The sequence below is a fragment of the Cryobacterium sp. TMT4-31 genome, assembly GCF_004403385.1.
GTDB classification, from domain to species: Bacteria; Actinomycetota; Actinomycetes; order Actinomycetales; family Microbacteriaceae; genus Cryobacterium; species Cryobacterium zongtaii.
Genome location: NZ_SOGI01000035.1, coordinates 23,839 through 49,702, shown reverse-complemented (window position 1 = coordinate 49,702; position 25,864 = coordinate 23,839). Strand labels below are relative to the sequence as shown.

Sequence of the window (25,864 nt, the reverse complement as noted above, 5' to 3'; positions counted from 1 at the left end):
CTCTCGCCGGTACTGCGTCGGCCTCGACGCACAGCCAGACCCGAAGATCACCAGCGTGAACTCGTTCGGGCCCGGCCCGGACAGGGCGTAGAAAGCAAGCCCCGTCGTCCGCCGGCAGTGGCGGCATGGCAACGTCCGTGCTGACCATCCGTACGGGTGAGAGCTCGTCCGCGGCGAACGCCACGGTGCTTCGCCGCGCGAAGATCGCTGCGGAAGGCGTACCCGGTCTCGCCGTTTCTGCACCCCTTGTGGCACCGCGCGCCCGGACACAAGCGCACCGGTTACCGGCCGGGAAGTACGATCCGATCGTGATCCCACGGGTCGGCCCAGCCGAGCTCGTCGAACATGCGCGAGAGCACGATCGCAGTGAAACCCCAGACGAGCCGGTCACCCACGGTGAACGCCGGCGCCCGGTAGACGGCGTCGCCCACGGTGTGCTCGGTGTTCGCCCGGTTGGCCGGGTCGAGCAGATCCGCCACGGGCACCCTGAAGACATCCACGGTTTCGGCATGGTCCATCGCGGCCACCTGGGAGGGTCGGGTCCACCAGGCCGGCACCGGGGTGACGAGATGGTTGCTCACCGGCACCGGCATTGCGGGCAGCGTGCCGAGGGGTTCGAGGCCGGCTGCGTCCAACCCGGTCTCCTCGACGGCTTCCCGCAGCGCCGCCGCGATCGGGCCCGCATCGGACGCTTCGAGCCGGCCGCCCGGGAAGGCGATCTGACCCGGGTGACTGCCCAGGGTGGAGGCACGGCGCAGCAACAGCACGTCGAGATCCCTCGGAACCCGGTCTGTGCCGGCGGGCGCCTGCGCCGGCACCGCATCCAGCACACCGAACAGCACGAGAACCGCGGCCCGGCGAGCGCTGCCCAGATCGGGGAGGTCGCGGCTTCGGCCGGTCCCCCAGTCCAGCCCACGCTCGCACAGCGCCGCGAGTTCGGCGCGCGGGTCGTTCGAGATGACGAGCATGCTTCCACCATACGCAGCCCGGTCGGCACCGGGGCTTCGGCACTAACCCACCAGGCCGAGGGTGACCGCGCGGCGCACGACACCCATACGGGAGGTCGCATCGAGCTTCGTGAAGATGTTGGACACATGCCGTTTCACGGTCCCCTCGGCAGCGAGAGCTGCAACCCGACCTCCCGGTTCGAATAGGCCAGGGCCACCATGCGCCGGGACGGCCGCTGGCGATGCGCGGTCAGCCACTACAGCAGCGCCGGATGACCGGGCGCTCGGCCCGACCTCATCACTAAAGGGTGATGTCGCCGCCACCTCCGCCGGGCTACTTTCACCCGAGAGACCCAGGAGGCCCCCGTGACGAATCCCGACCGCCATGCCCGCTCGATGCTGCCAATTCCCGACCGCCCTGCACCCGGACTCACCACCTACGACGCGAAGGACCCCGACACGCAATACCCGCCGATCGAGCCGTTGCGGCCACCGGCGGGCGCACCGAACGTGCTCGTCATCCTGATCGACGATGCCGGTTATGGTGCGTCGAGCGTCTTCGGCGGCCCCTGCGCCACGCCCAACGCCGAGAAACTCGCCGCGAACGGGCTCATATACAACCGCTTCCACACCACGGCGCTGTGCGCACCCACCCGGCAGGCGCTGCTGACCGGACGCAACCACCACTCGGTGGGGATGGGCAGCATCACCGAGACGGCAACCTCGGCGCCGGGCAACAGCTCGTTGCGGCCGAACACCAAGGCGCCGCTGGCAATGACCCTCAAATTGAACGGTTACTCCACCGCCCAGTTCGGCAAGTGCCACGAGGTGCCCGTGTGGCAGTCCTCACCGATGGGCCCGTTCGATGCCTGGCCGTCGGCCGGGGGCGGATTCGAGACCTTCTACGGCTTCATCGGCGGTGAGAACAATCAGTGGGATCCCGCGCTCTACAACGGCACGACCCCGGTGGAACCTCCGGCGACCCCTGAGGAGGGTTACCACCTCACCGAAGACCTGGCCGATCACGCCAGCAACTGGATCCGTTCGCAGAAGGCCCTGATGCCCGACAAACCGTTCTTCGTGTACTTCGCGCCCGGCGCCACGCACGCGCCCCACCACGTGCCCAAGGAGTGGGCGGACAAGTACGCCGGGAAATTCGCCGACGGCTGGGATGTGCAGCGCGAACGCACCTTCGCCAAGCAGAAGGAACTCGGAGTGATCCCCGCCGACGCGCTTCTCACCCCACGGCACGCTGAGATTCCCGCCTGGGACGACATGCCCGCCGAGCTCAAGCCCGCGCTTGAGCGGGAAATGGAGGTCTACGCCGGGTTCATGGAACACACCGATCACCACGTCGGCCGGGTGATCGACACCGTCGCCGAGCTCGGCATCCTCGACGACACCATCATCTACTACATCATCGGTGACAACGGAGCATCCGCGGAGGGCACGGTCAACGGGGCCTTCAACGAGATGGCGAACTTCAACGGGATGGCGGCGCTCGAGACGCCGGAATTCATGGCCGCCAAAATCGACGAGTTCGGCAGCCCCAGCTCCTACAACCACTATGCGGTGGGATGGGCGTGGGCGATGGACACCCCCTTCCAGTGGACCAAGCAGGTTGCCTCGCACTGGGGCGGCACCCGCAACGGCACGATCGTGCACTGGCCCACCGGGATCGCCGAGAAGGGCGGGCTGCGCGAGCAGTTCACCCACTGCATCGACATCGCCCCGACAATTCTCGAGGCCGCCGGCCTGCCCGAGCCGACGATGGTCAACGGCGTGCAGCAGTCACCCATGGAAGGTGTCAGCATGCTGTACACCTTCGACGAGCCGGCCGCCGCGGAACGTCACGACCTGCAGTACTTCGAGATGTTCGGCAACCGTGGCCTGTACTACAAGGGCTGGAGCGCGGTCACCAAGCACCGCACCCCCTGGATCATGATCGGCGGCGAGATTCCCGCCTTCGACGACGATGTCTGGGAGCTCTACGACGGCCACACCGATTACAGCCAGGCCCGGAACCTGGCCGCCGAGAATCCGGAGCTACTCGCCAAACTGCAGAGGCTGTGGCTGATCGAGGCCACCAAGTACAACGTGCTGCCGATCGACGACCGCGGCGTTGAACGGGCCACCCCGGAGGTGGCCGGCCGGCCGACCCTGATCAGGGGGAACAGCCAACTCCTGTTCGCCGGCATGGGCCGGTTGTCGGAGAACAGCGTGGTCAGCATCAAGAACAAGTCGTTCTCGGTGACGGCTGAACTGGTCATAGCCGAGGGCGGGGCGGATGGCGTGATCATCGCCCAGGGCGGCAGGTTCGGGGGTTGGAGCCTCTATGCCCAGGCCGGCCGGGCCACGTTCGTGTACAACGTCCTCGGCATCCAGGAGTTCAGGACCGAGGCCGAGCTGCCGATCCCCGCGGGACAGTGCCAGGTGCGGATGGAGTTCGCCTACGACGGCGGTGGGCTCGGCAAGGGCGGCGACGTGACGCTCTACTACGACGGCAAGCCCGTGGGCACCGGCCGGGTGGGCGCCACCCAGGCGATGATCTTCTCGGCCGACGAGACCACCGATGTGGGCTACCAATCCGGCACCCCCGTCACGGCCGACTACACCACAGCGAGCAGCCGGTTCAGCGGTCGGATCAACTGGGTGCAGATCGACCTGGGCGACGACAACAACGACCACTTCATCGACCCGGAGGAGCGGTTCCGTATCATCATGGCCCGGCAGTGAGCGGGCCGCTGCGCCGGGGAACGCCGCCTCGACCTTCCAGCAGGTCGTCACCGCACCTGCTGTGGTCTACCGCGCCCGCTATAGCGGGCGCGGCGCGCCGTGAGGGGTGCAGCGAGCGCCATCCGGGAGCTCACTGATCTGACCTCTGCGGTGCAGACTATGGGAATGACCCCACGCAGTGAGCGAACCCTCATCGTGCTCCGGCACGCCAAGTCCGACTGGTCGGGCGGCGAGGCCGACATCGACCGCACCCTCAACCCCCGCGGGCAGAGCCAGGCGCCGGATGCCGGCAGCTGGCTGGCCGAGAATGTTCCAGCCATCGACCTGGCCATCGTCTCCCCCGCGACCCGGGCTCGCGCCACCTGGGCGCTGGCCTCGGCAGAACTCAACGACAGGAGGCGCGCATCGATGACCGTGCGTATGCCGCATCCGTCAACGATCTGCTTCAGATTGTGCGGGAACTGCCCGACGAGCTTCAGAACGTGATTCTGGTGGCTCACAATCCCGGACTCGAAGACCTCGTCTACGTGCTCACCGGCGAGAGCGTCACGCTGTCGACGTCGGCCTTGGCCGTGCTGGGTGTGCCGGGTCCCTGGTCGGATCTTGTTGCCTCGACGGCCGTTCTCGTGACCAGCGGCCGTGCCAGCCGGGCGGGACTGGCCTAGGCACACGCCCAACCAGAGTCAGTCCGTTCCGGCATCCTCCGCCGTCAGCGGGAGACGGCGCTCACTCTCGAACCGATGCGTCCCGCCGTCGATCGGATCGGTGAACGCCAGCTCGCTGGCCAGGAGCTGGAGCGGCCGCCTGAAATCGAACACCTCGACACCCTGCACAACGGGGTAGAGCGGGTCGTCGATGATCGGGATGCCCAGGCCCAGCATGTGCAGACGCAGCTGGTGGGTGCGCCCGGTGCGGGGTGTCAGCCGGTACCGTCCCGCAGGCCCGTGGGCGCCCTCCAGTTCGATCAGTGACTCGGCGTTGACCGGGGCGCCGGGCACCACTTCGCCCTGCCAGTGGCCCGGCCTGGTACGGAGGTGGTTCCGCACGATGACGGGTAGCTCGAGGTCCTGCCGCATCGGAGCCAACGCCCGGTACACCTTCTTCACCTCGCCGCGCTGAAAGAGAGTCTGGTAGGCCCCTCGCCAGCGGCGTTCGGTGGCCAGGACCAGCAGGCCGCTGGTCACCCGGTCCAAGCGGTGCAACGGGGAGAGTTCGGGCAACTCCAATTGGGCGCGCAGGCGAACCACGACGCTCTGAACCACGTGCCGTCCCCGCGGGATGCTGGAAAGGAAGGGCGGCTTGTCGATCACCACGATCCGCTCATCCCGATAGACCAGGTGCAGAGGGCCAGGAACCACCGGTTCGTCGGCCAGATCGCGGTGAAACCAGACGAAGGTGGTGGGCCGGTAGCGGTCCGCGCCGGCAACGGGCGTGCCGTCTCCATAGACGAACCGGCCGTCGGCGAGGAACTCGGCCACGTTCACGGACTCGGCCAGCCGGTCCTCGAGCCAGGCGCTCATGTTCGGCCAGGTCGGCTTCGGAAAACCGGGCCGGTCGCGCTCCGGGGTGCACAGCCACGCCGCAGCGAGCCCGTGTCGTTCGGGAAGGGGCGAGCGCGGGGGCATCCCCCGATCGTACGTGCTGACCGGCTCCGCCGCCGGGCGGATGGCGGATGGCGCCCGTCAGAGCGCCCTGGCGGCCTCGAGCGCCCAGACGACCAGGTCGTGGTCGAGGTTTTCGGCCAGGCCGGACACCCCGACTGCGCCGATGAGGGAACCGTTCACCCGCAGCGGGAAGGCACCTCCGGCGGCCACGTATTCGGCAACGGGCAGACCGGTGACCTCGTTGAAGTCCTGGCCCCTGGCGCGGTATTTGGTGCTGATCAGGAAGGACGGCGCGTTATACAGGGCCACCACGCGGAACTTCCTGTCGAGCCAGTAGTCGTTGTCTGCTGTCGTGCCCGGCCGTGCCGCGTGGAAGACGCGCTGCTGGCCGAAGGACATCGCCACCGTGATACTCAGGTCATCGGCGACCGCCCGGGCCATGATCGCGCTGCCGAGCCTGAAGGCATCGTCATGATCGAAGGAGGTGAACCCGATGCTGGCGTTCTGTGCCTCCAGCAGGGGCAGGAGACCCTGGGCGGCGGGATCAGGAGTGAGCGACATGGCAGAGTCCGGTTTCGTTGGGGTGTCGACAGCGGCGCCGCACTACCGAGCACGATACCGGTTAGCGATCACAGACGCGCGGGAAACGCGGACCGGCGCCCGTACACCGTCAGCAGCAGTGCGGCCAGGCCGAAGACGACCATGACGACGGGCAGCGCGAGGCCGTCGAAAGGGGTCAGCAGCGCGGCACCGACGATCCCGGCGGCGAAAATCGCGAGGTTGAACGCCACGGGCAGGAACGCGTTCGCGACATCCGAGTCGGCTCCGCCCGTGCTGGTCAAAGCGGCCTGGAGCTGAGCGGATGCTCCGCCGAAGGAGAGCCCCCAGAGCACGGTGGCGGCGATGATCGCGGGCACCGACGCGTGGCCGGCCCAGAGGATCACGGCGGCCACGATGAACAGCAGGACACTGCCGTGCAGCAGCGGGCGCGGATGCCGGTCGAGGAGCGCGCCGGTGAGAACGATGCCGACGATCGAGGCGACACCGAAGAGGAACAGCTGCACGTCCACCGCGAGGTCGCTGCCAGTGGCCCGCAGGTAGGGGGCGATGTAGGTGTAGATGGTGTTGTGGGCGATCATCCAGGTGAAGATCACCGCCAGGATCACGGTGATTCCGGGGATCCGGAGCACCCGCACCAGGGGCAGTCTGGCGGTTCCCGGCTGGCCGTCGGCATCCGGGGCGCACAGCGCGATCAGGAGGCCGGCGATGACCGCCACCACGCTCAGACCGACGAAGGCCCAGCGCCAGTCGAACGCGGACCCCAGCCACGATCCCAGCGGGGTGCCGAGCGCGAACCCTACGGGCGCCCCGGCGGACACTATCGCCAAGGATAGACCGGACTGACGGGGCGGGCTGATCTTCCGCCCGTAGGCGGCGAGCATCCCCCAGACGATCCCCGAGAACGCCCCGGCGACGAATCGCGACCCGAGCGACAGGATGACGTCGCTGGAGACCGCCGTGACGGTGTTGGCCACGATGAGCCCGAGGATAGCACCGAGCAGCAGCCGCTTCCGGCGCATCCTCCTGGTCAGCGTGATCGCGGGAATCGTCACAATGACCGTGCCCAGCGCATACGCGCTGACGAACAGGCCGACAGCGCCCTCACTGGTGCCCAGTCCGCCGGCGATCACCGGCAACAGGCCGGCCGGCATGGTCTCCATCGCCACGAGGACGAAGCCGATGGCGGCCAGCATCAGCAGGGTGAAGATCGGCAGGCGCTGCGTTTTCTCGGCAGCCGCCGGGGCCGGCACTGTTGTCACGCTCTCCATCAGAAGGTGAGCAGGACCTTGGTGGCGCGGCGCTCGTCCATGGCCCGGTAGCCTTCGGCGGCTTCCTCGATGGGGAGGGTGAGGTCGAAAACCTTGCCCGGGTCGATGGTGCGGTCCCAGATCAACTGGATCAGGTTGGGCAGGAACCGGCGCACCGGGGCAGGTCCGCCGAGGGTGTGGATGCCGGCGAAGAACAGCTGGATGCCGGGGATCTGCACGTCGTAGTTGACCCCGACGTAGCCCAGGTGTCCGCCGCCGCGGGTCGCGCCGACGGCCTGCATGAACGATTCCTGCGTGCCGACGGCTTCGACCACGGAGTGCGCACCGAGCCCACCGGTGAGTTCCTTGATCCTGGCCACACCTTCGTCGCCGCGTTCCTCGACGATGTCGGTCGCCCCGTAGAACCTGGCGAGCTTCTGCCGTTCGGGGTGGCGCGACATGGCGATGATGCGTTCGGCGCCAAGCTGTTTGGCGGCGAGGATCGCCATCAGGCCCACGGCGCCGTCTCCGACGACGGCGACGGTCTTGCCCGGCCCGGCCTCGGCGGCCACTGCCGCGAACCAGCCGGTGCCGAGCACATCGGAGGCGGCCAGCAGCGACGGGATCAGGTCGGCGTCGGGCTGGCCGGGGGTCGCGACGAGGGTGCCGTCCGCGAGCGGGATCCGCGCCTTCTCGGCCTGCATTCCGGAGGCGAATTCGGCGTGCTCGCACCGGGACTGGAAGCCGGCCCGGCAGATTTCGCAGGTGTTGTCGGAGAGCACGAAGGATCCAACGACGAAGTCACCCACCTTGACGGTCTGCACGGCGTCACCGATCTCTTCGACGATGCCGACGTACTCGTGGCCCATCGCGGTGTGGTCGACGGGCTCGACACCCCGGTACGGCCACAGGTCCGACCCGCAGATGCAGGTGGCCGTGAGACGGATGATCGCATCGGTCGGTTCAACAATGGTCGGGTCCTGGCGGTCTTCGACCCGGACGTCGCCGGGCGCGTACATGATGACTCCACGCATGTGGATGCTCCTTTGGTCGCTGTTGGTACGTCCTCAAGCGAACCGTCGACGGTCTGTGGGCGGGAGTCCCTGCGCAGGGGTGTACCAGCAGAGCACCCCACGCCGCGACAGGGGGACGTACTGTCGTGGCTATGGACAATCAAGCCGAGGTGCGCGAATTCCTCATGTCGCGGCGCGCGAAGATCACCCCCGAACTGGCCGGCCTGCCCGCCGGCACCAATCGGCGGGTGTCCGGGCTGCGTCGCACCGAGGTTGCCACCCTGGCCGGCGTCAGCGTGGAGTACTACGCCAAGCTCGAACGCGGTGCGATCGCGGGAGCGTCCTCGTCGGTGCTCGACGCCATCGCCCGGGCGCTGCAGCTCGATGACACCGAACGCAGCCACCTGTTCAATCTGGCGCGGGCCGCCGACGGCATCCCACTGTCCGGACGCATCCGCCGGCGCGCGACGCGGAACCCGGTGAGTCGGCCGAGCCTGCAGTGGGCGCTCGGCACGATCACCGAAGGCATCGCGTTTGTGCGCGACCAGCATCAGGACCTCCTGGCGACCAACGATCTGGGCCGGGCCTTCTACTCCCCCGTCATCGGCGACGCCGGGCGCACCCCCAACCTGGCCCGGTTCCAGTTCCTCGACCCCGCCTCGCGCGATTTCTACCCGGACTGGCAGGTGTTCGCGGAGATGTGCGTGTCGATCATGCGCGCGGAGGCCGGCCGGGACCCGAACGACAAGGGGTTGCAGGACCTCGTCGGCGAGCTGTCCACCAAGAGCGACACGTTCCGCACGCTCTGGGGCGCCCACGACGTGCGCACGCACGGTGCCGGCACGAAGCGGTTCAACCATCCGGTGGTCGGCGAGCTCACCCTGGCCTATGAGGAACTCGCCATCACCGCCGATCCCGGCTCGGTGCTGATGATCTACACCGCCGAGCCCGGCTCGTCCAGCGCCGAGCGCCTGCGTCTGCTGGCCAGTTGGGCGGCCACCAGCGTCGCCGCCGACTGACCAAGCTCGGGGTCACGGCGCCTCGGGCGCCGGGGCATCCGTTTGCACCGTTCTGGTGTCGGCGAGATCGTTCTGGCGCCGGCTGGCGAGCATGATCGGAACGCCGATGAGTTCCACCAGGCCGCCGATCATCAGGGAAGCGCCGTAACCCCAGAGGTCGGCGGAGCGGCCCAGCGCCGGCTGGATGAACACGCCGCCGAGGCTGCCGAACAGCGAGTCAAACGAGAGCACGGTGGCGCGCTGCTTCGACGGGATCATGTCGTTGAGGTAGGCCTGCCGCACCGGTTCGGCGACCGCGAACACGAACCCCCAGACCATCAGGAACACCACCGCCAGCCAGAACAGGCTGTTCAGGCCGAGCACCACGAGTGAGACCACGCTGAGCAGGGACGCCGCGATCACGGTGCTGGTGCGTTTGGCGAAGAGGGTGCGGATCCGGGGAGCGAGCACGCCGCCGGCTACCTGTGCCAGCGAGAGGATCGCGGCGGCCAGGCCCGCGATGGAGTACGCCGACGGGTCGCCGTACAGCTCGAGCAGGTAGGGCTGCAGCGCGTAGAAGGCGTAGAAGCCGACGCCGGAGGCGAACGGGGCGGAGAGGATCATGTAGCGCACCGACCGCCGTTTCAGCCCGTGCTCGACCGACTCCGTGAGCACCAACCGGGTCGCCTTCAGCGGGCCCCGCGAGCGGTCCGGGGTGAAGCCGAGGTCTCTCATCACGATGAACGCGTAGATGAACATAATCACGAGCACCCCGGCGCGCACGAGGAACGGCACACCGAGGTTGGTGGCCTGGGCGATCACTCCGCCGAGCACCGAGCCGGTGAACATCGCGATACCGGTCACCACGAGCCCGCGGCCGAATACCGCCTCCAGGCTGCCGGTGTACCCGGTCGACGTGAGCGCGTCGACCAGCCAGGCTTCCACCGCACCGGAGAAGAAGGTGAAGCCGAGGCCGAGCAGCACCGACACGATGGCCCACCAGACGAACGGCGACTGCCAGACCCAGAGCATCCAGTACAGCGCGGTGGTGACCGACAGGGTGATGGTGCCCAGCAGGTAGGAGGCTTTGCGTCCCACGGTGTCGGCGACCACGCCGGTCGGGATCTCGAAAATCACCATGCCGGCTGTGAAGAACGCGTTCGCAGCGAACGCCTCGAAGTTACTCAGCCCGGCGTCGAGCAGGAACAGCGTGTTGATGCCCCAGATGAACGAGGCCGCGAGGGTGTTGCCGAGCAGCAGGATCAGGTAGATGCGCTGGACGCGCGCAGACGCCGGGTTCACGACCAGGGTCCGATCGGCGCATCGCGTTCCGTCACGAAGCAATCATCGACCCGACTGGTGCGGATGGCTAGGTCGGGACCCATCGACCGAACCGGCAGACACTCGGTCGACGGGCCTCACGTGCTGGTTGCCCGTATCGCTAGTGCACGAGCACCTTCAGCAGGATCATGGCGATGCCCAGCGTCGAAGTCCCCAGACAGCCCAGGATGCGAATCACCCACGGGCTTCCTCGAAATGCGAACGCGCTGTAGCCGATGGCTCCGAGTATGGCTACGCCGAGCCACAGGGCGGTCCACACCGCAACGTCGTCGGGCACAGCCCGCAACGCGCCGAGCAGCAGCACGATGGACGGTGGGATCGCGGACGTGAGGAAGCCCAGCGAGTGCCGCAGCGAGAGGCGCACGGCGGTGGCCATCGTCGAATCCTGAGCCTGGTTCAGACCGTATTCGACCACCGCACCGGCGTACACGTGCGCGGCCCAGAACACGAAAACCGTGCCGATCACGCCTAGAAAGGTCTGCCAGGAGGTTGCCCCATAGCCGCCGGCGACCACGATCATGCCGCTGACCAGGATGGTGCCATAGACCGAAGCCTCGGTCACGAAGCCGCCCGGAAACCGCCGGTTAGCCGTGGAGGATTGCACTTTCGCCTCGATTTCTGTTCTCGGCGAGCAGCATCGCTCCGGTTTGACGAAGGAACACGATCAGCCAGCTGAAGATCATCACGAATGCCACCAGTTCGACGGCGGTGAGTGTGTAGTACCCGGTCAGGAACCACACTGCCAGCACGACAAGAACTCCCACGTAGAGATACCCGAGAAGAAGGAACACCCGTGACATGGTGGGGATCCACGATCGGAGGCGGACGACGACAGTGATGAAAACCACGATCATTCCGGTCGCGGATACATTATGCGCTGCCATGTTTTGATCGAGCGGGAAGATTCCCACACCAGCCAAAAGCACGCCGATGAGAACCAGCGCCCCCCGCACGAGCGCGCGTCCTCGCACTTCTTCTGGCGTGGCAGCCGGGATGGCCGCGGTCGCGTAATGAGCCAGGGTGGTGACGATGATCCCCGCGATCAGGACCGTGAGGTTGAAGGCCAGCGCCGAGATGTCGTCGGAAATGCCCAGGGTGCTGAGGTTCTCCTGCCACCACAATGGGTCGCTGGCGCTCAACATGCTCGCAAAAGTGCCCACCACCACGAACACGGCGAGGATGACCGACATCAGAATCGGGGTCAGGCCAACGGCGGAGAGGAAAACACTGTAGGCCGTGACTGCGATGGCGACCGCGGCCAGCAGCGTCGCGGAGGCGGGGAAGACGACGGCACCGATGAAGCTGCGGCTCAGCAGGCCCGCAACCGCGAGCCACGCCAACAGCGAGATCACTGCGTGCGCCAGCGCAAGCGCACCGATGTCGTACCACCGGAGCTGCCCGCCGTGGCCGGGTGGCCCGGGGTCCAGCAGGGTGCCTGCCGCCCGACTGGCGTGCATCACGGCACGCGTGGTGACGAAGATCACCGCCGCCGCCGCCGCGCTCGCCAAAGCGACGAACTGCCCGACCGAGCCGGGACCCGCGATAGGAACGTCGTCACCCCAAAAGGTGATCGCCGACGCCAGCGCGCCGACCAGGAAGACGGCCGCGCCCACCAGCAGCGCGGCCGATTCCCGCGACTGGGCGTTGGCGACCGGGTGCCGAAGCAACCAACTGATGGGTGCGGGCCGGCTCATCCGAGACCTCCTGTCGCTGCGTCACCGGACCGGTGGTCGAGGCGGTGGCAGCGACAATATCTCGTCTGCACCGATCCCGAAACGTCCACAGGGCCGAACCCTGGCCAGCGCACCGGTTGTTCCATCGACAATTGCCAGGACGATGCACCGGCAATCGCCCACAGATTCAAAACGGCACTACGCTGCCGCTGAACGCCGCGAGATTCTCCGGCCGGAATCCCCGATGAAAGGTCACACCATGAGTGAAGTTGAGAGCGCAACACTCGAAAAGGCCGCCGCGGTGTCGATCGACGGCCGGCATTTCCAGTTCGTCGGCGCCACCGGCTCCCGATTCGAGCCGGGCGGTCTGGTGATCCTCCGGTCCACTGATGAGGGCGAGGAGGAGACGGACCAGCTGGGCCAGGTTGAGGAGGTCACCGTCACGATCGGCGGCGCCCCGCACGGCTCCGGGCGCATCCTGGGTCTGCTCAATGGAGATGGCCGGCACCTCGATGTTCGGCGCTCCGTCGCGTTCGGATCGGCCACGCTCCGACCCGCGGATGCCCGCACGACCGAACTGCTCTACGGCGATGCCACGGCGTCCCTGCCCATCGGCTCCTTCCTGGCCTCCCAGCACATCCCGGCCCGGCTCCTTGCCCAACGCTTCAACCGGCACACCTTCTGGTGCGGGCAGAGCGGATCGGGCAAGACTTACGCCCTGGGCGTGGTGCTGGAACAGCTGCTGATCCACACGGCGCTGCCCATGGTGATCTTCGATCCGAACGCGGACTTCGTGCACATACGGCAGGCCCATCCCGCGGGTGAATCGACGGATGCGCAACGGGCGCTGGCCGAGCGGGACATCCGGGTGCTGCGCCCATCGGCTGCCTCCCCCGATGCTCTCCGGGTGCGGTTCCTGGACCTGTCGTTGCGGGCGAAGGCGGCCGTCTTTCGGCTCGACCCGCTCGATGATCGTGCCGAACACAACGAGCTGATGCACATCGAGGACACCGTGGGTCTGATCGAGCCGACGAGGGTCGTCCCCGGCCTGCTGGACCGGGGCACCCCGGCGGCGCGCGAACTGGCGGCACGCACCGAGAATCTCCGGGTGACCGACTGGAGCATCTGGGCGCAGGGCCTGGCGGCCGTGACCGACATCCTGGAGACCCGCCCCGACGCCACGGTGCTCGACCTCGGCGGCTTCGCCTACCCGGAGGAGTCGCTGGTGGTGGCGTTGGCAGTGCTCGACGACCTGTGGGACAAACGGGAGCAACGCCGTCCGCTCCTGATCGTGATCGACGAGGCGCACAACTTCTGCTCGCCCGACCAGACCAGCCCGTTACACGTGGCGGTGCGGGAGAGAATCGTGCAGATCGCGGCGGAAGGACGCAAATTCGGCCTTTGGCTGCTGCTGTCGACCCAGCGACCGTCTCGGGTGCACCCCAGCATCATCTCGCAGTGCGACAACTTGGCGCTGATGAAGATGACGTCTCCGGTGGACCTCGACGAGCTCGCCACCATCTTCGGTTTCGTGCCGCCGGCCATGCTCGCCCGGGCTTCACGGTTCCGACAGGGCGAGGCCCTCTTCGCCGGCGGTTTTGTGCCCGCTCCCACCATGGTCACCATGGGACCGCGTCTCACCCGGGAGGGCGGCGCCGACGTAGCCGTGCCCCTGCGCCAAGCCCGCGAACTGTGAGAAAAGCCCCGAAAAACCGAAAACTCTGAGGCTCTTCTCACAGTTTGCGGGCCAGATAGCCGGCTCGCACCGGCTTGTCGAGCTTCTCGGTGGCGGCGCGCAGGGTCAGCCTCGGCAAGCCGGCCGCGTTGTCGTCGAGGAAGCCGAGGAGCGCGTCCCGGTCGACGTCGCCGAGGTAGCGCAGCATCCAGCCGGTGGCCTTCTGCACGTAGTCGTTCCCGTCGCTGCCGAGCATCCGCGCCAGCTGCAGGGTGTCGGTGATGTCGCCCCGGCGCAGGAATGCGGCTGTCGCGACCAAGGCGGTGCGGCGCTCCGGCCAGAACGACGACGCCGCGAGGGAGTAGAGCGGGTCACGTGGCTTGTCGACGAGCCAGCCGCCAACCACCTGATACGCGACCAGGTCCACAAGATCCCAGGTGTCGATCCGGTCGTGGCGGCGCAGGTACAGCTCGTAGAGCTCCTCACGCCGTTCGACGCCGGTCTTACGGTCCGTCGCCGCCTTGCCCATAATCGAGCACGCGCCGACCCGCACCTCGTGGGTCGGGCTCTCCAGCAGCGTCTCGATGTCCGGCAGCGGCATAGCGAGCGCCCGGCCGGCCAGGGCGAACACGTCGCCCATCCGCACGCCGATGAACGAGTCGTCGCCCGGGAAGTACCGGGTGTACTTCTGCCGCTGCTCCGGGGTGGCCAGGGCCACCAGGCTCTTCTGAAAGTCGGCAGCGGTGGTCTCATCCGTCATGCAGTCAGGATGCCACCGGTCTTGGCAGATTGGAGGGTCGCGGTGCCTATTGACAGACCCGGCCCTGTGTGTCGCGTTCGGCAGCCCAGTGTCTGTGTGGGCTCGGCCCGGTCTGCTGTGTCATTCCGTGGCGTCGGCCAGCGGGCAGACGTCGGCCGGCCTCAACGCTCGCGTTTGGCCCGGCGGCGTTCCCGCCAGGTCATCGCGGCCAGCGCCGCCTCCTGGCGTTCCCGCGCCGCGTCCCGCTCGATGCGTGCGGCGTTGCGGCGTTCCTGCCAGCGGGCAACCTCCGCATCGACATCGCGAAGCGCCGTGACGACGGGCGGGCCCCCGCGCAGCTGCCGGCGGGCCTCGATCACGCGGCGGTTGAAGTCGTCGAGGATCTCCCGCACCGCTCGCTCGGCGACCACGGCGTCGAGGCTGGCGTCGAGTCCGGCGTCTTCGGAACGCAGGGTGAGGGCAGCCGGGCCCAGTCCGGTGATCTGCTCACGCTCGATCTTCTGGCGGATCCACCAGTCCGGGTCGTACGGGGCGGTGAGGCCCGGGATCGGCTTGCCCGTGCCGGGCAGGTTGTCGAAGTCGCCGCGACGCATCGCCTGCTGGATCGCGATCTCCACGTACTGGGCGCGGGCATCCATCATGGCCTGGCCGGCCTCGTTGGTGTCCGGCTCGGCGACCTCGGGTCGTTCGGGTGCAGGAATCTCGCGGTTGATCTTGTACCGCGCCACATTGAGCGGCGTATCGCTGGGTTCGCGTGGACCAGTCATGCCACCAGCCTAGGTTCACCCACACGCTGACGGGCCGCTCCGCGTACACTGACCGGCATGTTCCGACACCCGCGCCGCGCGCTCGAAGGCGGACCCCTGTGAAGGCCGTTGTCCACGACCGGTACGGGCAGCCCGACCTGCTGAGGGTCGAGGAGATCCCGAAGCCCTCGCCGGGCCCGAACCAGGTACTCATCGAGGTCGCCGCGACGTCCCTCAATCTGTCCGACTGGGAGGGCCTGACCGGATCCCCGGGGTACGCCCGGATCGGCGGGTTGCGCGCCCCCAGGCGCCGGGTGTTGGGCTCCGACATCGCCGGTCGGGTCGCCGCGGTCGGCTCCGGCGTGACCCGGTTCCGCGTGAATGATGACGTGTACGGCGACAACATGGGCCTGTTGGGCGGTTTCGCCGAGTTCGCTGTGGCGCCGGTCGCGGCCCTCGCCCACAAACCTGCGGAGTTGACCTTCGCCGAGGCGTCGGCCCTGCCCCAGGCCGGAGCGATCGCGCTGCAGGGAACCGCCCGTGTTCGCCGCGGGCAGCGTGTGCTGATCAACGGGGCGGGCGGCGGGTCGGGGTCGTTCGCGATTCAGCTGGCCAAACACTCCGGAGCGCACGTGACCGGCGTCGACAACGCGCGAAAGCTCGACTTCATGCGCGGGCTCGGCGCCGACGAGGTCGTCGATTACACCACCTCGGACTTCACCCGGCTGGAACCGTTCGACCTGATCCTCGACCTCGTGGCGCACCGGTCAGTGTTCGCCTACCAGCGGGCATTGGCCCGCGGCGGTCGTTACCTCTGCGTCGGCGGCACCGTACGCAGCGTGCTGCGTGTCGTGACAGTCGGCGCGGCGCTCGGCGTGGTAACCGGGCGCCGGCTGGGGCTACTCATCGCCAGGGAGGGCCCGGCCTACTTCGAGCCCGTCGCCGAGCGGTGCGTCGCGGGCGAGCTGAGCATCAACATCGACCGCACCTATCCGCTCGACGAGGCGGCGCGGGCGCTCGCCTACCTCGGCGAGGGACGTGCTCTCGGCAAGATCGTCGTCACGGGCTAGGGGACGAATGCAATCGACGGAGAATATGCGCATCGTGGTGGAGGACGGGATGGTGTCGGCCGCCTTCGCCCGACCGGCGGACGCGTTCGCCACGCTCGTCATGGCACCGGGAGCGGGGTCCAGCTTCGACCATCCGTTCCTCGTCGGGTTCAGCGAGGCGCTGAACGCCGCCGGGTTGGCGACCCTGCGGTTCAATTTCCCGTACCGGGAGGCCGGCCGCCGGCTCCCCGACCGGGCGCCCCGGGCGATCGCCGCCTGGCGGGCGGCGATGGACGCTGCGGCTGCCCGGTCGGCGGGTCAGCCCGTTTGGGCGGCCGGTAAGTCCTTCGGCGGGCGGATGGCCTCCATGGCGGTGGCCGCCGGCATGCCGGCAGCGGGCCTGGTCTTTCTCGGCTACCCGCTGCATCCGCCGGGCAAGCCGGAGAAGCTGCGCGATGAGCACCTGTACGGGATCGACCGGCCGATGCTGTTCGTGCAGGGCACGCGTGACCCGTTCGCCGCCCCGGACGAACTCACCCCGGTGGTCGGGCGAATCGGCACGGCGACACTCGAGTTGATCGACGCGGCGAACCACTCTTTCGAGGTTCGGGGAGCCAAGCGCCCGGCCGTTGATGTGGGTGCAGGGCTTGCTCCTATGGTCGCCGAGTTCGTGCGCGCCAGCGTGGCCTAGGCTGCGTTACTCAGCGGACGGCCGCTGCCGTTGCGCTTTCGTCGCCGAGCGCTGCTGCTTGGCGGCGAGGTGCCGGCGGCCGGAACCCCGGGTGGGTTTGGTCGCCCGGCGGCTGGGCCCGTCGGGGGCCAGGCCCGCGGCCACGAGCTCCGCGAGCTTCGTCAGCGCGATCTCACGATTGCGCAGTTGGGAACGCTGTTCGGAGGCGGCCATGGTGACCACCCCGTTGATCAGGCGCCGGTCGAGTCGGGTGAGAAGCAGCATCCGCTGCTCGTCGGTGAGAACCGCAGACTCGACGACATTCCAGGACACCTGCACGCGGCTGTCCGAGGTGTTCACGTGTTGCCCGCCGGGGCCGGACGACCGGGAGAACCGCCACCCGAGTTCCGTCGCCGGAATCGTGAGCGTGGGCGATACCTCGAGATCCATGCTTCAAGGGTCCCACGATGTGGGCGCGGTCGGCGCCGTTCTGCGGGAATCGGTGGCCGGGACCGTCAGAACAGCGGCCAGGGCACCGCGGGCATCCGGCCCTCAGGGGCCGGGAAGCGGGCTTCGGTGCGCAGCCGGTCGCAGCGGGCGGCGAGGGCGACGATCTCGGCGGGAGTGAGCAGGCCGGCGAGTTCGCGCCCGAGCCCGACGGTGAGATCGGCGCTGACCCTGTCGATCCCGGCCAGCTCGTCGATGCTGAGCTCCTCGCCCAGCCAGCCCCAGAGCACGGTGCGCAGCTTGTGGTCGGCGTGGAAGGTGAGCCCGTGGTCGACGCCGTGTCGGTGCCCGTCGGGCATGGCCAGGATGTGGTCTCCCTTGCGGTCGGCATTGTTCACGATGATGTCGAACACGGCCATCCGGCGCAGTGCCACGGAGTCCTCGTGGATGAGTGACACCAGCCGGTCCTGCTCGTCCTGGCCGTCGAGCACGTGCCGCCAGCCCTGCTCAGGCATGGCCTCGGCCGGGATCAGGTCCACGGCATCCTGGCCGGGGTCCCGCTCCTGCCAGAGCTGCGCCATGCCGGGGCCCATCGGGCCGTCGCGCAGCCAGGTGCGGGGCACGACGTTCCAACCGAACGCCTCCGAGACCAGGTACGCCGCCGCCTCCCGGCTGGCCAGGTTGCCGTCGGGGAAGTCCCACAGCGGGTTCTCCCCCGCGATCGGCTTGTACACCACCGTGACGCCGTCGATGCTGCCTAGGAACGTCGCGTTGGACGCCGTCGTGATCCGCCCGGTGAGTTCGAGGTCACCGTCGACGAGGTCGGCGTCCGGCATGTTCACGCGCCGGGGAGGGTGCAGGTGTGCCCGTCTGCGTCGATGGGATAGCCGCAGAGCGGGCAGATGGGCCGGCCGGCGCCCACCACCTCGCGGGTACGTGTGGCGAACGCCCGTGCGGTGCCGACGGGCATCCGCACCAGCAGCATTTCGGCCGGTTCGACGGCTGCGAGGTCGAGCAGCTCGTCGTCGTCTTCGTCCACGATCGGGAAGGCCTCGAGCACGATCTGCACCGTCGTCGGGTCCCAGCCCAGGCTCATCGAGCCGGTGCGGAATTCCTCGTCGACGGGCTCCAACGGGTCGTTGTCGACCAGTTCGATGGGGGTGCCGGTGGGGATGCTGAACGGGTTGCCCTCGTAGGCGATCAGCTGGTCGAGGATCTCGTCGATCTTCTCGGCGAGCAGCGCGGATTGTTGTTTCTCCAGGGCGATGCTGACGATCTGGGCGCCGGTGCGCACCTGCAGGTAGAAGGTGCGGGAGCCGGGCAGACCGACGGTGCCGACGACGACCCGATCCGGCCAGGCGAACTCATGGACGATTGTAGGCATGCGAGTATTTTAGGCGCGCGACGCGTGCGGAGCCTGATGACCCGCCCCACCGCCGACCGGGGCGTCCGCCGTGGGGGCGCTCGCCGCGAGCCAGGACAGGTCCCCGGCGTCGGTATTGGTGGCGTGCACGGTCGGCCGGCTACTGCCGTACCGCACGATCGAGACGGATGCCGGACCCACGTTGATCCGCTGGAACAGGTCCAGGTGCATGCCGAAGGCGTCGGCCAGGATCGACTTGATGATGTCGCCGTGGCTCACCGCCACCCAGACCGCGCCGGGTCCGTGTTCCGCCTCGAAGGCGGCGTCCAGGCGGCGGATCGCGGCGACCGACCTGGCCTGCATCGCTGCCATCGCTTCCCCGTTCGGGAAGGTCACGGCGGACGGCTGGGTCTGCACCACCGACCACAGCTTCTCCGCCGACAGGTCCTGGAGGGTGCGGCCCTGCCAGTCGCCGTAGTCGCACTCGGAGAGTTCGTCTTCGATCGGCGTCAGCAGCGTGCCACTCTGGCGGTCGATGATGTGCTGCGCGGTTTCGCGGCAGCGTTCCAGGGGGCTGGAGACCACCCCGACCAGCGGTACCGCGGCGAGCCGCTCCCCCGTGACGACGGCTTGGTCTCGGCCGATCTGGTCGAGCAGAACGCCGGCGGTGCGTCCGGCCAGCAGCCCGGTGGCGTTTGCGGTGGTGCGGCCGTGCCGCACGAGGATGACTGTGGCCATGGCTACAGCCTAGACAGCCAGCCGGGCCCCGAGTGGTCGCACGCTTATTAGGACTTCGTCAGATTTATAGGACGCAATAGCCGGCCCAATGCATCCTATTAATCTCACTATCTCCTAACTTGCGTCGGGGCGAGGTGAAGACCCCGGGCCATGGCGTGGAGGATCTCCGCCTCGACCCGTGGCCAGTCGAAGAGGATCTGCCGGTAGTCGTAGCGCAGAACCGTGAAACCGAGGAGGACGAGCCTCCGATCGTGCGCGATGTCTGCCCGCCGCTGCTCGGCCGTGGAGTGGGAGCTGAAGCCATCGCTCTGCAGTACGAGCCGCTGCCCGATCAGACCATCGAGGCGGTGCCCCGCGAGCATGACCTGCTGGCTGACCCGGATGCCGATGGCCGCGAGCCGGGAAACGGGCAGCGTCTCCAGGCCCGAATCGGCCAGCCCCGACGCGACCTCTCGCACGGCACGGGCCGCGGCACTGCGCAGGTGCAGCCTCGCGAGCGAGGCCTGGGTCACGAGCTTCTTGTTCAAAGCGGAGTCCCAGACGACGAGAGCGTTCTCGAACGGTTGGCACTCGGCGATGTGCACGAGGGCGTTCTCGATAGGTTCCGCAAGTGCGAACCGGGCAACCGGTACCGGTCCGATACTCCAGTGCACCCGCAGGGTTTCGGATGCCGGCACCGCCGTGTTTCTCGGCATGCTGACGTGGTTCATCCCGTCAGAGAGGTGCCACAGCTCAAGCTGCCGGGCAACGCTGAGGCACGCCACCCGCCCGCCGAGCGCAGCCGCGGCGCGCAGATCGGCTGGAGCCGTCGGCAGAGCGAGCCAATCACGGCGGATGCGTTCGCACTCGCCGCCGGCGATGCTCTGCCTGATCGAGTATCGAGTGAACCCCGCACGCAGCGCCTGAGCTGAGTGCGCAACGCCGTGGTGCCGGGCGAGCCAGATGCCGAGGTCCATCCGTCTAGTGTCGTGGCGGCATCAGCTCCCGCGCAGAAACGATCTCGGCTGTCGAGAACTCGCCCCGTCGCGCCCCTGTGCACAACACGGCATGGCGCCGAAGGATGCGGTGTTCCGTCTAGGTCGCACGGACGGGCGAGTCGGCGATGCGCGCCGTGACCTCGGCGACAGCGGCGCGCATCTCTCTGACCGAGGCGGGATCGTCGCCCTGTGCCTGCAGTTGCAGGTCCAGTGCGGCCAGCTGCTGCTGAAGGGCCGTCTGCACCTCCCCGGCCGAGCAGGTGTAAGCCAGATCGCTGACCAGTTGCAGAAACCTTCTCACCACCGAGGGGTCGTTGGCGCCGTAATGCCGCATCGGGGACAGCGCATCATGGATAGTGTCTGCCGCTGTGCGGGTAGCCGTCACCACCCGCAGGTTCCCGTCCGCATCGGCGAGGGCGCTGGGAAGCGCCGGCATCTGGAGCGTGCTGGCCACGATCGCGCTGAGGTGCCCGAGGGCATTCACGGCGGTGGTCGGGTCGTTGATGCCCGGCGACAGCGCGCGCACGCCGATGTCCACGATCTGCTGCACCCCGTAGTCGATGTCCTGCGCCGCGGTGCGTTCGTAGGCAATTGAGTACGCGCCGCGCACCGCATCCGCCACGTCGTCCGCGTCCGCCGGGTCCGTACCGTCCCCGGCCGGCCACCACACCATCAGTGGCGTGCCGGCGACGACGTTTTCCCCGACCCGCCTGACCTCCTGGAAGACAAGCGAGTGCGGGGCGGCGTAGGCCACCAGTGCCGCGTGGTCGCGGCCGGTGATGAAACCGCTCACCGCCGCCGTGACGGTGTGCGTCCCGACCGGGATCTGCATCGGCGAGGTATACGCCTGAGCGGCCTCATTGCCGGCACCGACGAGGTCGATGGTGCGGTTCGTTTCGGCGTGGATGTCCTTCAGCATCGTCTCCACCCGCAGCTGGGCGGCTAGGTGGGCGAGGAAGAAGACCAGCATGATGACGCTCACCAGGGTGAGAACGAACGCCGTCGTCACGGCGACCCGGGGTACGAACTCGGCGGCGTCATCCGTCGTCGCTCGCACCGACCGCAGCACCGTGATCGAGTATGCGAAGGTGCCGAGGAAAACAGCCAGGGTCGCGTGCACCTGCCGGTCCCTGGCGAACAACCGCAACACGCGGGGCGACGCCTGGCTGCTGGCCAGCTGCAACGCCACCACCGTGAGAGAGAAAGTCAGCGACGTCGCCGTGATCAACGAGCCGGCAATCGACGACAGCACCGACCGGGCCGTCTCTGCTCCCCCGTTGAATATCACCGAGTCCACGGCGGTGGGCAGTTCCGCGTCGATGAGCAGGTCAATGCGCGGAAGCACGAGCCCCAGCACGACAGCCAGTAGAATCGCCGCCACCGGAAGCGGCCACAACCGTGATTCCACCGACTCGGTCAGGCGCGCCCACCGGGCTCGACCACCGCCTGAACCCCGCATCTCAGCCACAAATCACTCCCGCCGGGTCGGTTCTTCGGTGCACGTCCGGTCAGCATAGCAACCAGGTCTGATCGGGATTCCGGCCGTCGTAAGCCCGAAACGGGCGGTCTCGGCGCCCGCCTAACATCTAGGAACCAGGCGCATTCGGGTGTAGACGTGGTGCAGGGCAGCCAGATGCAGGCGCCACGATCGAGAGCAGGGTTCGGATGGTTGCGGCCACAACGGTGCTGGCGATCATCGTCATCTGGAGTGTGTTCTCGAGGCCGTTGGATCGACGGGGCATTACGTCGGCCCTCTTCTTCACCGTCGTGGGTTTCCTCGTCGGCACGTCGGCGCTCGGCTGGCTCGACATTGCCGTGGAATCCGAGGTCGCCGAGCTTGTGGCCGAGATCGCATTGGTGCTGCTCCTCTTCAGCGACGCCTCCCGCATCGACCTGCGGGCGCTCCGGCGAGAGCTCTCCTTGCCGACCCGCCTGCTGCTGATCGGGCTGCCGCTCACCATGATCGCCGGATCTGTGGTCGGTGCGCTCGTCTTCCCCGACATGGCGCTGGCCTCCGTGGTGCTGCTGGCCACGATGCTGGCCTCCACGGATGCGGCGTTGGGCCAGAAGGTCGTGTCCGACCCGGCCGTCCCCGGGCGGGTGCGGCAGTCCCTCGACGTGGAGAGCGGACTCAACGACGGCCTCGCCGTGCCGTTCTTCCTGGTCACACTCGCGATCGCCAACGCTGAGCTGGAGACCGACGTGCCCTCGGCGGTGATCAGCAGCATGGCCGCCCAGATCGGTTGGGGGCTCATCGGGGGCTTGGTCGCCGGCGCGCTGGGCGGGCTGCTGTTCCGCGCCGCCGACCACCGGGACTGGATCGGCCGGGAGTGGCGCCAGATCGTTCCCCTGGCGGCGGCGCTGCTGGCGTTCACCATCGCCGTGACACTCGGTGGCAGCGGATTCATCGCCGCCTTCGTGGGCGGCCTCGTGTTCGGCAGGTTCTCCGGCACGCGCGGGTCGGCCGTCACCTTGCTGGCCGAGGACTCTGGCGGCTTCCTCGCCGCCGTCACCTGGATCGGGTTCGGCGCGCTGGCCCTCACCCTGGCCTTCCCGTACATCACCTGGCAGGTCGTCCTCTACGCCGCGCTCAGCCTGACGCTGGTACGGATGATTCCGGTCACGATCGCCCTCGCCGGTCAGGGGCTGAAACGGCCCACGGTGGCGTTCATCGGCTGGTTCGGTCCGCGCGGGCTGGCTTCGCTGGTGTTCGCGCTTCTCGCCTTCGAGCGTGGTGTGCCCGAGGGGGACGTCGTGCTCACGACGGTTTTCGTCACCGTTGCGCTGAGCGTGATCCTGCACGGCCTCACGTCGGTTCCGCTGGTCGCCGCCTACCACCGCTGGTACACGGCGCACAGTGCGCAACATCCAGGCGCAGCAGAGGCGGTGCAGGCGACGATGTCCCGCCGCCGACGCCACCTCCCCGGTGCCCACGACGCCTAGCAGGGCCCCCCTCTTCCTCCACCGTCATGCGGCCGAGGAGGTCGGCGATGCGGTCGCCGATGAAACGTTACCGGCGTGTCAACGAGTATCGGCGCGCGGTGGGCCGTCAGCGAGCGGGCAGGCCGGCCAACGGAATCAGCTCCTGAATCCAGGCTTGGTACTGGCGAATCGTCTCGGCGTAGTCCTCTGCCACCCGGTCCAGGTCACTCTGGGAGGCGGCACCCGACGCGTCCGCGGTCATCAAATGCCGCCAGGACTCGAGCAACAGAACGATCTGGTCCGCCAGCGGCCAGCCACGGGCCAGGTGTTCGTTCGCTCCCGGCACGGCCACCATCACGGGCGCCCAATCAGCCATGGCCGTTTGCAGGCGCCGCCGGGCAGCCGATGTGGTGCGAAACATGTGTTGCGGGAACCCATGTTGCGCACAGAGCGCCATCAGGTTCGCCGTCACCTTGTCACGACTCACGGCGTCGTCCCAGACGCCGCTTTTCGGCGCGAAGTCGGGCTGTATCGACAGGGCGCGGAGATTCGCCAGATTTTCCTCATGATGCTCCGGGGTGAACCCGGGAATTCCAGCGGCATAGAGATCGGCTCCGACTACAGGGGCGAGGAGCATCCGTCCCACATCGTTCACGGTCTGGGCGAGACTGCGAAACGCCACCTTCGACATCCCGTCGTAGCGCAGCCTGTCCCGCGTCTCGGCACGTCTCTTGCTCCACGAATTGACGAGGCCGGCCGTCACGAACGCACCGACAACGCCGTACAGCGCGTCCCGGGAATTGCCGAAGTCCGCGGTGGCGTCTCGCAGCCAGCGCAGGTCGAAGAGGGCCGGGCTCAGCAGCAACCCGATTGCCGCGATGAGAAACCAGGTCTCGCGCCGGAATGCCCCACTCTTCACTGCCGTTTTCTCCCCCACGGTCGGCTCTTTTCTCATCTGTGCTCGTCACGGCCCGCTCCGCCCTGCCTGGGCACTCGCAGCCTACCGGCAGGTGGCAGCTATCCGATCGGCGCAAACCCGCGTACGGTCGCTCCATGGCGAACCTCATCGAGAAACTAGCGGAATCGGTGCCCTCCTGGGGTGCGAAACTGGCGTACGGCGAGAAGACCACGCTGGGCGGGCACGACCTGATCCCCGTCGCGCTCGTCGGCTTCGGCTTCGGCGGCGGCGAGGGCTCCAGCGAGATGCCCGACGGCGGCTTCGGCCCAGCCGGCATGGGCGTCGGGGAAGGCAGCGGCGGTGGTGGCGGCGGCTACGCGGTGCCGATCGGCGCCTATGTCGGCGGACCCGACGGGCTGGAATTCCGGCCCAACCGAATCGCCCTGATGGTGGTAACCGTGCCCGTGGTGGCGGCCGCCGGGTTGGCGCTCGCGCAGATCATCCGCGCGCTCAGAGGTGCCGCCCCGAGTTGAGCCGGTCTACGCCGGCGATTCGCCGAGCATCACTCAAGACCTCGCGATCTCCGCCTGACCCGGCGCATCCATCGCTGGGCCTTGTCCGGGGCGTGCGCGGCGCTCACTGCGCCCCCTGTCGGCGACCGCTACCGCTATAGCGGGCGCGGCCGCCCGTAGGAGGTGCAGTGAGCCGCCTGCCCTGTCACGCGGCGGGGTTCAGCGCCGCAATGGTGGCGGCGTAGCGCCCCTCGACCTCCGCGAACCGCAGGAACTTCACGGTATCAACGAGAATCTCCTGCGCGTCGGGCTGCGCTTCCAGAAGAGCCATAACCTCGTCGGCGAAGGCGTCCAGAGCCATGAAGTGCTCGTTCACCGAGTTGCCGGCCATCAGTTCGGTCTGCACGGCCGGCGGAACGAGCTCAATGACCTGCACGGATGTTCCGGCCAGCTGCATCCGAATGGTCTCGCTGTACTGGTGGATGAAGGCCTTGGTGCCGTTGTAGGTGGGGGTAAAGGCCAGCGGGGTGAAGGCGAGCCCTGACGAGACCGTCATCAGGGTGGCGTCTGGGCGGGTCTGCAGGTGCTCGATGAATGCGGCGACCAGCCGCAGCGGCCCGTTGATGTTGGTCTCGACGATGCGTTCAGCTACGGCCAGGAAACCAGCACCGCGCACATCCTCGGCGTTCATCACCCCGGCCATGGCGATGAGTACGTTCAGGTCGCTGTGCTCGGCCAGAATCTGGTCGCGGGCGGCCAGCACGGAGGCGGGGTCGGTGGTGTCGATGGTGACGCCCGACAGCCCGTGCTCGGCGGCGAGGCGCTGCAACACGTCGGCGCGGCGCCCGCCGATCACGACGGTATTGCCGGCGGCCCGCAATCGCAGGGCCAGGGCGAGTCCGATGCCCGAGGTGGCGCCGGGGATGAAGATGGTGTTTCCGGTGATGTTCATGACTCGAGTGTGTGCGGCGGCGACCGGATGCGGGA

General features: G+C 68.2%; 28 protein-coding genes. 9 read left to right on the top strand and 19 right to left on the bottom strand.

All coding sequences use genetic code 11. The features are described from left to right. Positions 1-281: 281 nt before the first annotated feature. Together E3T19_RS08465 and E3T19_RS08460 are read right to left on the bottom strand one after the other, a co-directional pair. A complete protein-coding gene (locus E3T19_RS08465; protein WP_088455858.1) occupies positions 282-968 on the bottom strand; it encodes a CoA pyrophosphatase in 687 nt (228 codons plus the stop codon). Between the two features lie 42 nt (positions 969-1,010). Continuing rightward, positions 1,011-1,106 (bottom strand): response regulator transcription factor, encoded by a 96-nt coding sequence (locus tag E3T19_RS08460; protein WP_134408588.1) that lies wholly within the window; start codon positions 1,104-1,106, stop codon positions 1,011-1,013. 237 nt (positions 1,107-1,343) lie between these two features. Here E3T19_RS08460 and E3T19_RS08455 point away from each other — a divergent pair, with 237 nt between their 5' ends. From E3T19_RS08455 to E3T19_RS18955, 3 genes are all read left to right on the top strand, one after another. Then, entirely contained in the window at positions 1,344-3,683 is a 2,340-nt protein-coding gene (locus tag E3T19_RS08455) for an arylsulfatase (RefSeq protein WP_088457945.1), read from the top strand. 165 nt (positions 3,684-3,848) lie between these two features. Then, entirely contained in the window at positions 3,849-4,169 is a 321-nt protein-coding gene (locus E3T19_RS08450; protein ID WP_166788837.1) for a histidine phosphatase family protein, read from the top strand. 5 nt (positions 4,170-4,174) lie between these two features. Next, positions 4,175-4,348, top strand: coding sequence for a hypothetical protein (locus tag E3T19_RS18955; RefSeq protein WP_166788836.1), 174 nt, complete (start codon positions 4,175-4,177; stop codon positions 4,346-4,348). Between the two features lie 18 nt (positions 4,349-4,366). Here the strand turns inward: E3T19_RS18955 and E3T19_RS08445 are convergent, their stop codons facing one another. The 4 genes from E3T19_RS08445 to E3T19_RS08430 all read right to left on the bottom strand — a co-directional run bounded on the left by E3T19_RS08445 (position 4,367) and on the right by E3T19_RS08430 (position 8,129). Continuing rightward, positions 4,367-5,308 (bottom strand): pseudouridine synthase, encoded by a 942-nt coding sequence (locus E3T19_RS08445; protein WP_134408586.1) that lies wholly within the window; start codon positions 5,306-5,308, stop codon positions 4,367-4,369. 57 nt (positions 5,309-5,365) lie between these two features. Next, positions 5,366-5,848 (bottom strand): heme-degrading domain-containing protein, encoded by a 483-nt coding sequence (locus E3T19_RS08440; RefSeq protein WP_134408585.1) that lies wholly within the window; start codon positions 5,846-5,848, stop codon positions 5,366-5,368. A 68-nt stretch (positions 5,849-5,916) separates the two neighbouring features. Continuing rightward, positions 5,917-7,116, bottom strand: coding sequence for an MFS transporter (locus E3T19_RS08435; RefSeq protein ID WP_166788835.1), 1,200 nt, complete (start codon positions 7,114-7,116; stop codon positions 5,917-5,919). Further along, complete coding sequence (locus E3T19_RS08430; protein WP_174776255.1) at positions 7,116-8,129, bottom strand: zinc-dependent alcohol dehydrogenase family protein; 1,014 nt, start codon at positions 8,127-8,129, stop codon at positions 7,116-7,118. Before E3T19_RS08430 ends, E3T19_RS08435 begins: the two co-directional genes overlap by 1 nt. A 131-nt stretch (positions 8,130-8,260) precedes the next feature. On the opposite strand from E3T19_RS08430, the gene E3T19_RS08425 reads away from it, so the two are divergent. Then, positions 8,261-9,127 carry a helix-turn-helix transcriptional regulator gene (locus E3T19_RS08425; RefSeq protein WP_088455854.1) on the top strand — a complete coding sequence of 289 codons (867 nt, stop codon included), beginning with the start codon at positions 8,261-8,263 and terminating at the stop codon, positions 9,125-9,127. A 12-nt stretch (positions 9,128-9,139) separates the two neighbouring features. Here the strand turns inward: E3T19_RS08425 and E3T19_RS08420 are convergent, their stop codons facing one another. From E3T19_RS08420 to E3T19_RS08410, 3 genes are all read right to left on the bottom strand, one after another. Continuing rightward, positions 9,140-10,408, bottom strand: coding sequence for an MFS transporter (locus E3T19_RS08420; RefSeq protein ID WP_088455853.1), 1,269 nt, complete (start codon positions 10,406-10,408; stop codon positions 9,140-9,142). A gap of 139 nt (positions 10,409-10,547) precedes the next feature. After that, positions 10,548-11,009, bottom strand: a complete 462-nt coding sequence (locus E3T19_RS08415; protein ID WP_134408584.1) for a hypothetical protein — start codon at positions 11,007-11,009, stop codon at positions 10,548-10,550. Between the two features lie 22 nt (positions 11,010-11,031). Then, the gene (locus tag E3T19_RS08410; protein ID WP_134408583.1) at positions 11,032-12,141 is read right to left on the bottom strand and encodes a hypothetical protein; all 1,110 of its coding nucleotides are present in this window, start codon (positions 12,139-12,141) and stop codon (positions 11,032-11,034) included. Between the two features lie 238 nt (positions 12,142-12,379). Here E3T19_RS08410 and E3T19_RS08405 point away from each other — a divergent pair, with 238 nt between their 5' ends. After that, positions 12,380-13,816, top strand: coding sequence for an ATP-binding protein (locus tag E3T19_RS08405; protein WP_134408582.1), 1,437 nt, complete (start codon positions 12,380-12,382; stop codon positions 13,814-13,816). A 37-nt stretch (positions 13,817-13,853) separates the two neighbouring features. Here the strand turns inward: E3T19_RS08405 and E3T19_RS08400 are convergent, their stop codons facing one another. Continuing rightward, complete coding sequence (locus E3T19_RS08400) at positions 13,854-14,555, bottom strand: DNA alkylation repair protein (protein ID WP_134408581.1); 702 nt, start codon at positions 14,553-14,555, stop codon at positions 13,854-13,856. Positions 14,556-14,716: 161 nt separating this feature from the next. Continuing rightward, positions 14,717-15,322: a DUF1992 domain-containing protein gene (locus E3T19_RS08395; RefSeq protein WP_134408580.1), complete on the bottom strand. Its 606-nt coding sequence runs from the start codon at positions 15,320-15,322 to the stop codon at positions 14,717-14,719. Positions 15,323-15,420: 98 nt separating this feature from the next. Between E3T19_RS08395 and E3T19_RS08390 the strand changes: the two genes are divergently transcribed. Together E3T19_RS08390 and E3T19_RS08385 are read left to right on the top strand one after the other, a co-directional pair. Continuing rightward, a complete protein-coding gene (locus E3T19_RS08390; protein ID WP_134408579.1) occupies positions 15,421-16,371 on the top strand; it encodes an NAD(P)-dependent alcohol dehydrogenase in 951 nt (316 codons plus the stop codon). A 7-nt stretch (positions 16,372-16,378) separates the two neighbouring features. Beyond that, positions 16,379-17,041, top strand: a complete 663-nt coding sequence (locus tag E3T19_RS08385; RefSeq protein ID WP_134408578.1) for an alpha/beta family hydrolase — start codon at positions 16,379-16,381, stop codon at positions 17,039-17,041. Between the two features lie 6 nt (positions 17,042-17,047). Here E3T19_RS08385 and arfB read toward each other — a convergent pair whose 3' ends face one another. From arfB to E3T19_RS08355, 6 genes are all read right to left on the bottom strand, one after another. Beyond that, positions 17,048-17,470: an alternative ribosome rescue aminoacyl-tRNA hydrolase ArfB gene (gene arfB, locus E3T19_RS08380; RefSeq protein WP_088455847.1), complete on the bottom strand. Its 423-nt coding sequence runs from the start codon at positions 17,468-17,470 to the stop codon at positions 17,048-17,050. Between the two features lie 65 nt (positions 17,471-17,535). After that, positions 17,536-18,303 (bottom strand): SCO1664 family protein, encoded by a 768-nt coding sequence (locus E3T19_RS08375; protein ID WP_134408596.1) that lies wholly within the window; start codon positions 18,301-18,303, stop codon positions 17,536-17,538. 2 nt (positions 18,304-18,305) lie between these two features. Further along, the gene (locus tag E3T19_RS08370; protein ID WP_088455846.1) at positions 18,306-18,851 is read right to left on the bottom strand and encodes a DUF3090 domain-containing protein; all 546 of its coding nucleotides are present in this window, start codon (positions 18,849-18,851) and stop codon (positions 18,306-18,308) included. Positions 18,852-18,860: 9 nt separating this feature from the next. Then, complete coding sequence (locus E3T19_RS08365; protein ID WP_103461057.1) at positions 18,861-19,568, bottom strand: histidine phosphatase family protein; 708 nt, start codon at positions 19,566-19,568, stop codon at positions 18,861-18,863. Between the two features lie 107 nt (positions 19,569-19,675). After that, complete coding sequence (locus tag E3T19_RS08360; RefSeq protein WP_134408577.1) at positions 19,676-20,524, bottom strand: endonuclease domain-containing protein; 849 nt, start codon at positions 20,522-20,524, stop codon at positions 19,676-19,678. Between the two features lie 118 nt (positions 20,525-20,642). Next, on the bottom strand, positions 20,643-22,004 hold the full coding sequence (locus tag E3T19_RS08355; protein ID WP_255453166.1) for a DUF2254 domain-containing protein: 1,362 nt from the start codon (positions 22,002-22,004) through the stop codon (positions 20,643-20,645). A 206-nt stretch (positions 22,005-22,210) separates the two neighbouring features. On the opposite strand from E3T19_RS08355, the gene E3T19_RS08350 reads away from it, so the two are divergent. Then, on the top strand, positions 22,211-23,488 hold the full coding sequence (locus E3T19_RS08350) for a sodium:proton antiporter (RefSeq protein WP_088455842.1): 1,278 nt from the start codon (positions 22,211-22,213) through the stop codon (positions 23,486-23,488). Positions 23,489-23,594: 106 nt separating this feature from the next. Here the strand turns inward: E3T19_RS08350 and E3T19_RS08345 are convergent, their stop codons facing one another. Beyond that, complete coding sequence (locus E3T19_RS08345; protein WP_134408575.1) at positions 23,595-24,404, bottom strand: hypothetical protein; 810 nt, start codon at positions 24,402-24,404, stop codon at positions 23,595-23,597. A gap of 116 nt (positions 24,405-24,520) precedes the next feature. Between E3T19_RS08345 and E3T19_RS08340 the strand changes: the two genes are divergently transcribed. Beyond that, positions 24,521-24,898: a hypothetical protein gene (locus E3T19_RS08340; protein ID WP_088455840.1), complete on the top strand. Its 378-nt coding sequence runs from the start codon at positions 24,521-24,523 to the stop codon at positions 24,896-24,898. Between the two features lie 184 nt (positions 24,899-25,082). Here the strand turns inward: E3T19_RS08340 and E3T19_RS08335 are convergent, their stop codons facing one another. After that, on the bottom strand, positions 25,083-25,829 hold the full coding sequence (locus E3T19_RS08335) for an SDR family oxidoreductase (protein WP_134408574.1): 747 nt from the start codon (positions 25,827-25,829) through the stop codon (positions 25,083-25,085). Between the last annotated feature and the right edge of the window lie 35 nt (positions 25,830-25,864).

What these genes read in the sequence shown, in the direction of transcription:
- E3T19_RS08355 (WP_255453166.1), bottom strand. Translation starts at nt 22,004, where the DNA reads ATGCGGGGTTCAGGCGGTGGTCGAGCCCGGTGGGCGCGCCTGACCGAG.
- E3T19_RS08360 (WP_134408577.1), bottom strand. Translation starts at nt 20,524, where the DNA reads ATGGACCTCGGCATCTGGCTCGCCCGGCACCACGGCGTTGCGCACTCA.
- arfB (WP_088455847.1), bottom strand. Translation starts at nt 17,470, where the DNA reads ATGGATCTCGAGGTATCGCCCACGCTCACGATTCCGGCGACGGAACTC.
- E3T19_RS08375 (WP_134408596.1), bottom strand. Translation starts at nt 18,303, where the DNA reads ATGCCGGACGCCGACCTCGTCGACGGTGACCTCGAACTCACCGGGCGG.
- E3T19_RS08430 (WP_174776255.1), bottom strand. Translation starts at nt 8,129, where the DNA reads ATGCGTGGAGTCATCATGTACGCGCCCGGCGACGTCCGGGTCGAAGAC.
- E3T19_RS08405 (WP_134408582.1), top strand. Translation starts at nt 12,380, where the DNA reads ATGAGTGAAGTTGAGAGCGCAACACTCGAAAAGGCCGCCGCGGTGTCG.
- E3T19_RS08340 (WP_088455840.1), top strand. Translation starts at nt 24,521, where the DNA reads ATGGCGAACCTCATCGAGAAACTAGCGGAATCGGTGCCCTCCTGGGGT.
- E3T19_RS08350 (WP_088455842.1), top strand. Translation starts at nt 22,211, where the DNA reads ATGGTTGCGGCCACAACGGTGCTGGCGATCATCGTCATCTGGAGTGTG.
- E3T19_RS08450 (WP_166788837.1), top strand. Translation starts at nt 3,849, where the DNA reads ATGACCCCACGCAGTGAGCGAACCCTCATCGTGCTCCGGCACGCCAAG.
- E3T19_RS08435 (WP_166788835.1), bottom strand. Translation starts at nt 7,116, where the DNA reads ATGGAGAGCGTGACAACAGTGCCGGCCCCGGCGGCTGCCGAGAAAACG.
- E3T19_RS08395 (WP_134408580.1), bottom strand. Translation starts at nt 15,322, where the DNA reads ATGACTGGTCCACGCGAACCCAGCGATACGCCGCTCAATGTGGCGCGG.
- E3T19_RS08365 (WP_103461057.1), bottom strand. Translation starts at nt 19,568, where the DNA reads ATGGCCACAGTCATCCTCGTGCGGCACGGCCGCACCACCGCAAACGCC.
- E3T19_RS08465 (WP_088455858.1), bottom strand. Translation starts at nt 968, where the DNA reads ATGCTCGTCATCTCGAACGACCCGCGCGCCGAACTCGCGGCGCTGTGC.
- E3T19_RS08440 (WP_134408585.1), bottom strand. Translation starts at nt 5,848, where the DNA reads ATGTCGCTCACTCCTGATCCCGCCGCCCAGGGTCTCCTGCCCCTGCTG.
- E3T19_RS08385 (WP_134408578.1), top strand. Translation starts at nt 16,379, where the DNA reads ATGCAATCGACGGAGAATATGCGCATCGTGGTGGAGGACGGGATGGTG.
- E3T19_RS08370 (WP_088455846.1), bottom strand. Translation starts at nt 18,851, where the DNA reads ATGCCTACAATCGTCCATGAGTTCGCCTGGCCGGATCGGGTCGTCGTC.
- E3T19_RS08425 (WP_088455854.1), top strand. Translation starts at nt 8,261, where the DNA reads ATGGACAATCAAGCCGAGGTGCGCGAATTCCTCATGTCGCGGCGCGCG.
- E3T19_RS08445 (WP_134408586.1), bottom strand. Translation starts at nt 5,308, where the DNA reads ATGCCCCCGCGCTCGCCCCTTCCCGAACGACACGGGCTCGCTGCGGCG.
- E3T19_RS08455 (WP_088457945.1), top strand. Translation starts at nt 1,344, where the DNA reads ATGCTGCCAATTCCCGACCGCCCTGCACCCGGACTCACCACCTACGAC.
- E3T19_RS08410 (WP_134408583.1), bottom strand. Translation starts at nt 12,141, where the DNA reads ATGAGCCGGCCCGCACCCATCAGTTGGTTGCTTCGGCACCCGGTCGCC.
- E3T19_RS08400 (WP_134408581.1), bottom strand. Translation starts at nt 14,555, where the DNA reads ATGACGGATGAGACCACCGCTGCCGACTTTCAGAAGAGCCTGGTGGCC.
- E3T19_RS08335 (WP_134408574.1), bottom strand. Translation starts at nt 25,829, where the DNA reads ATGAACATCACCGGAAACACCATCTTCATCCCCGGCGCCACCTCGGGC.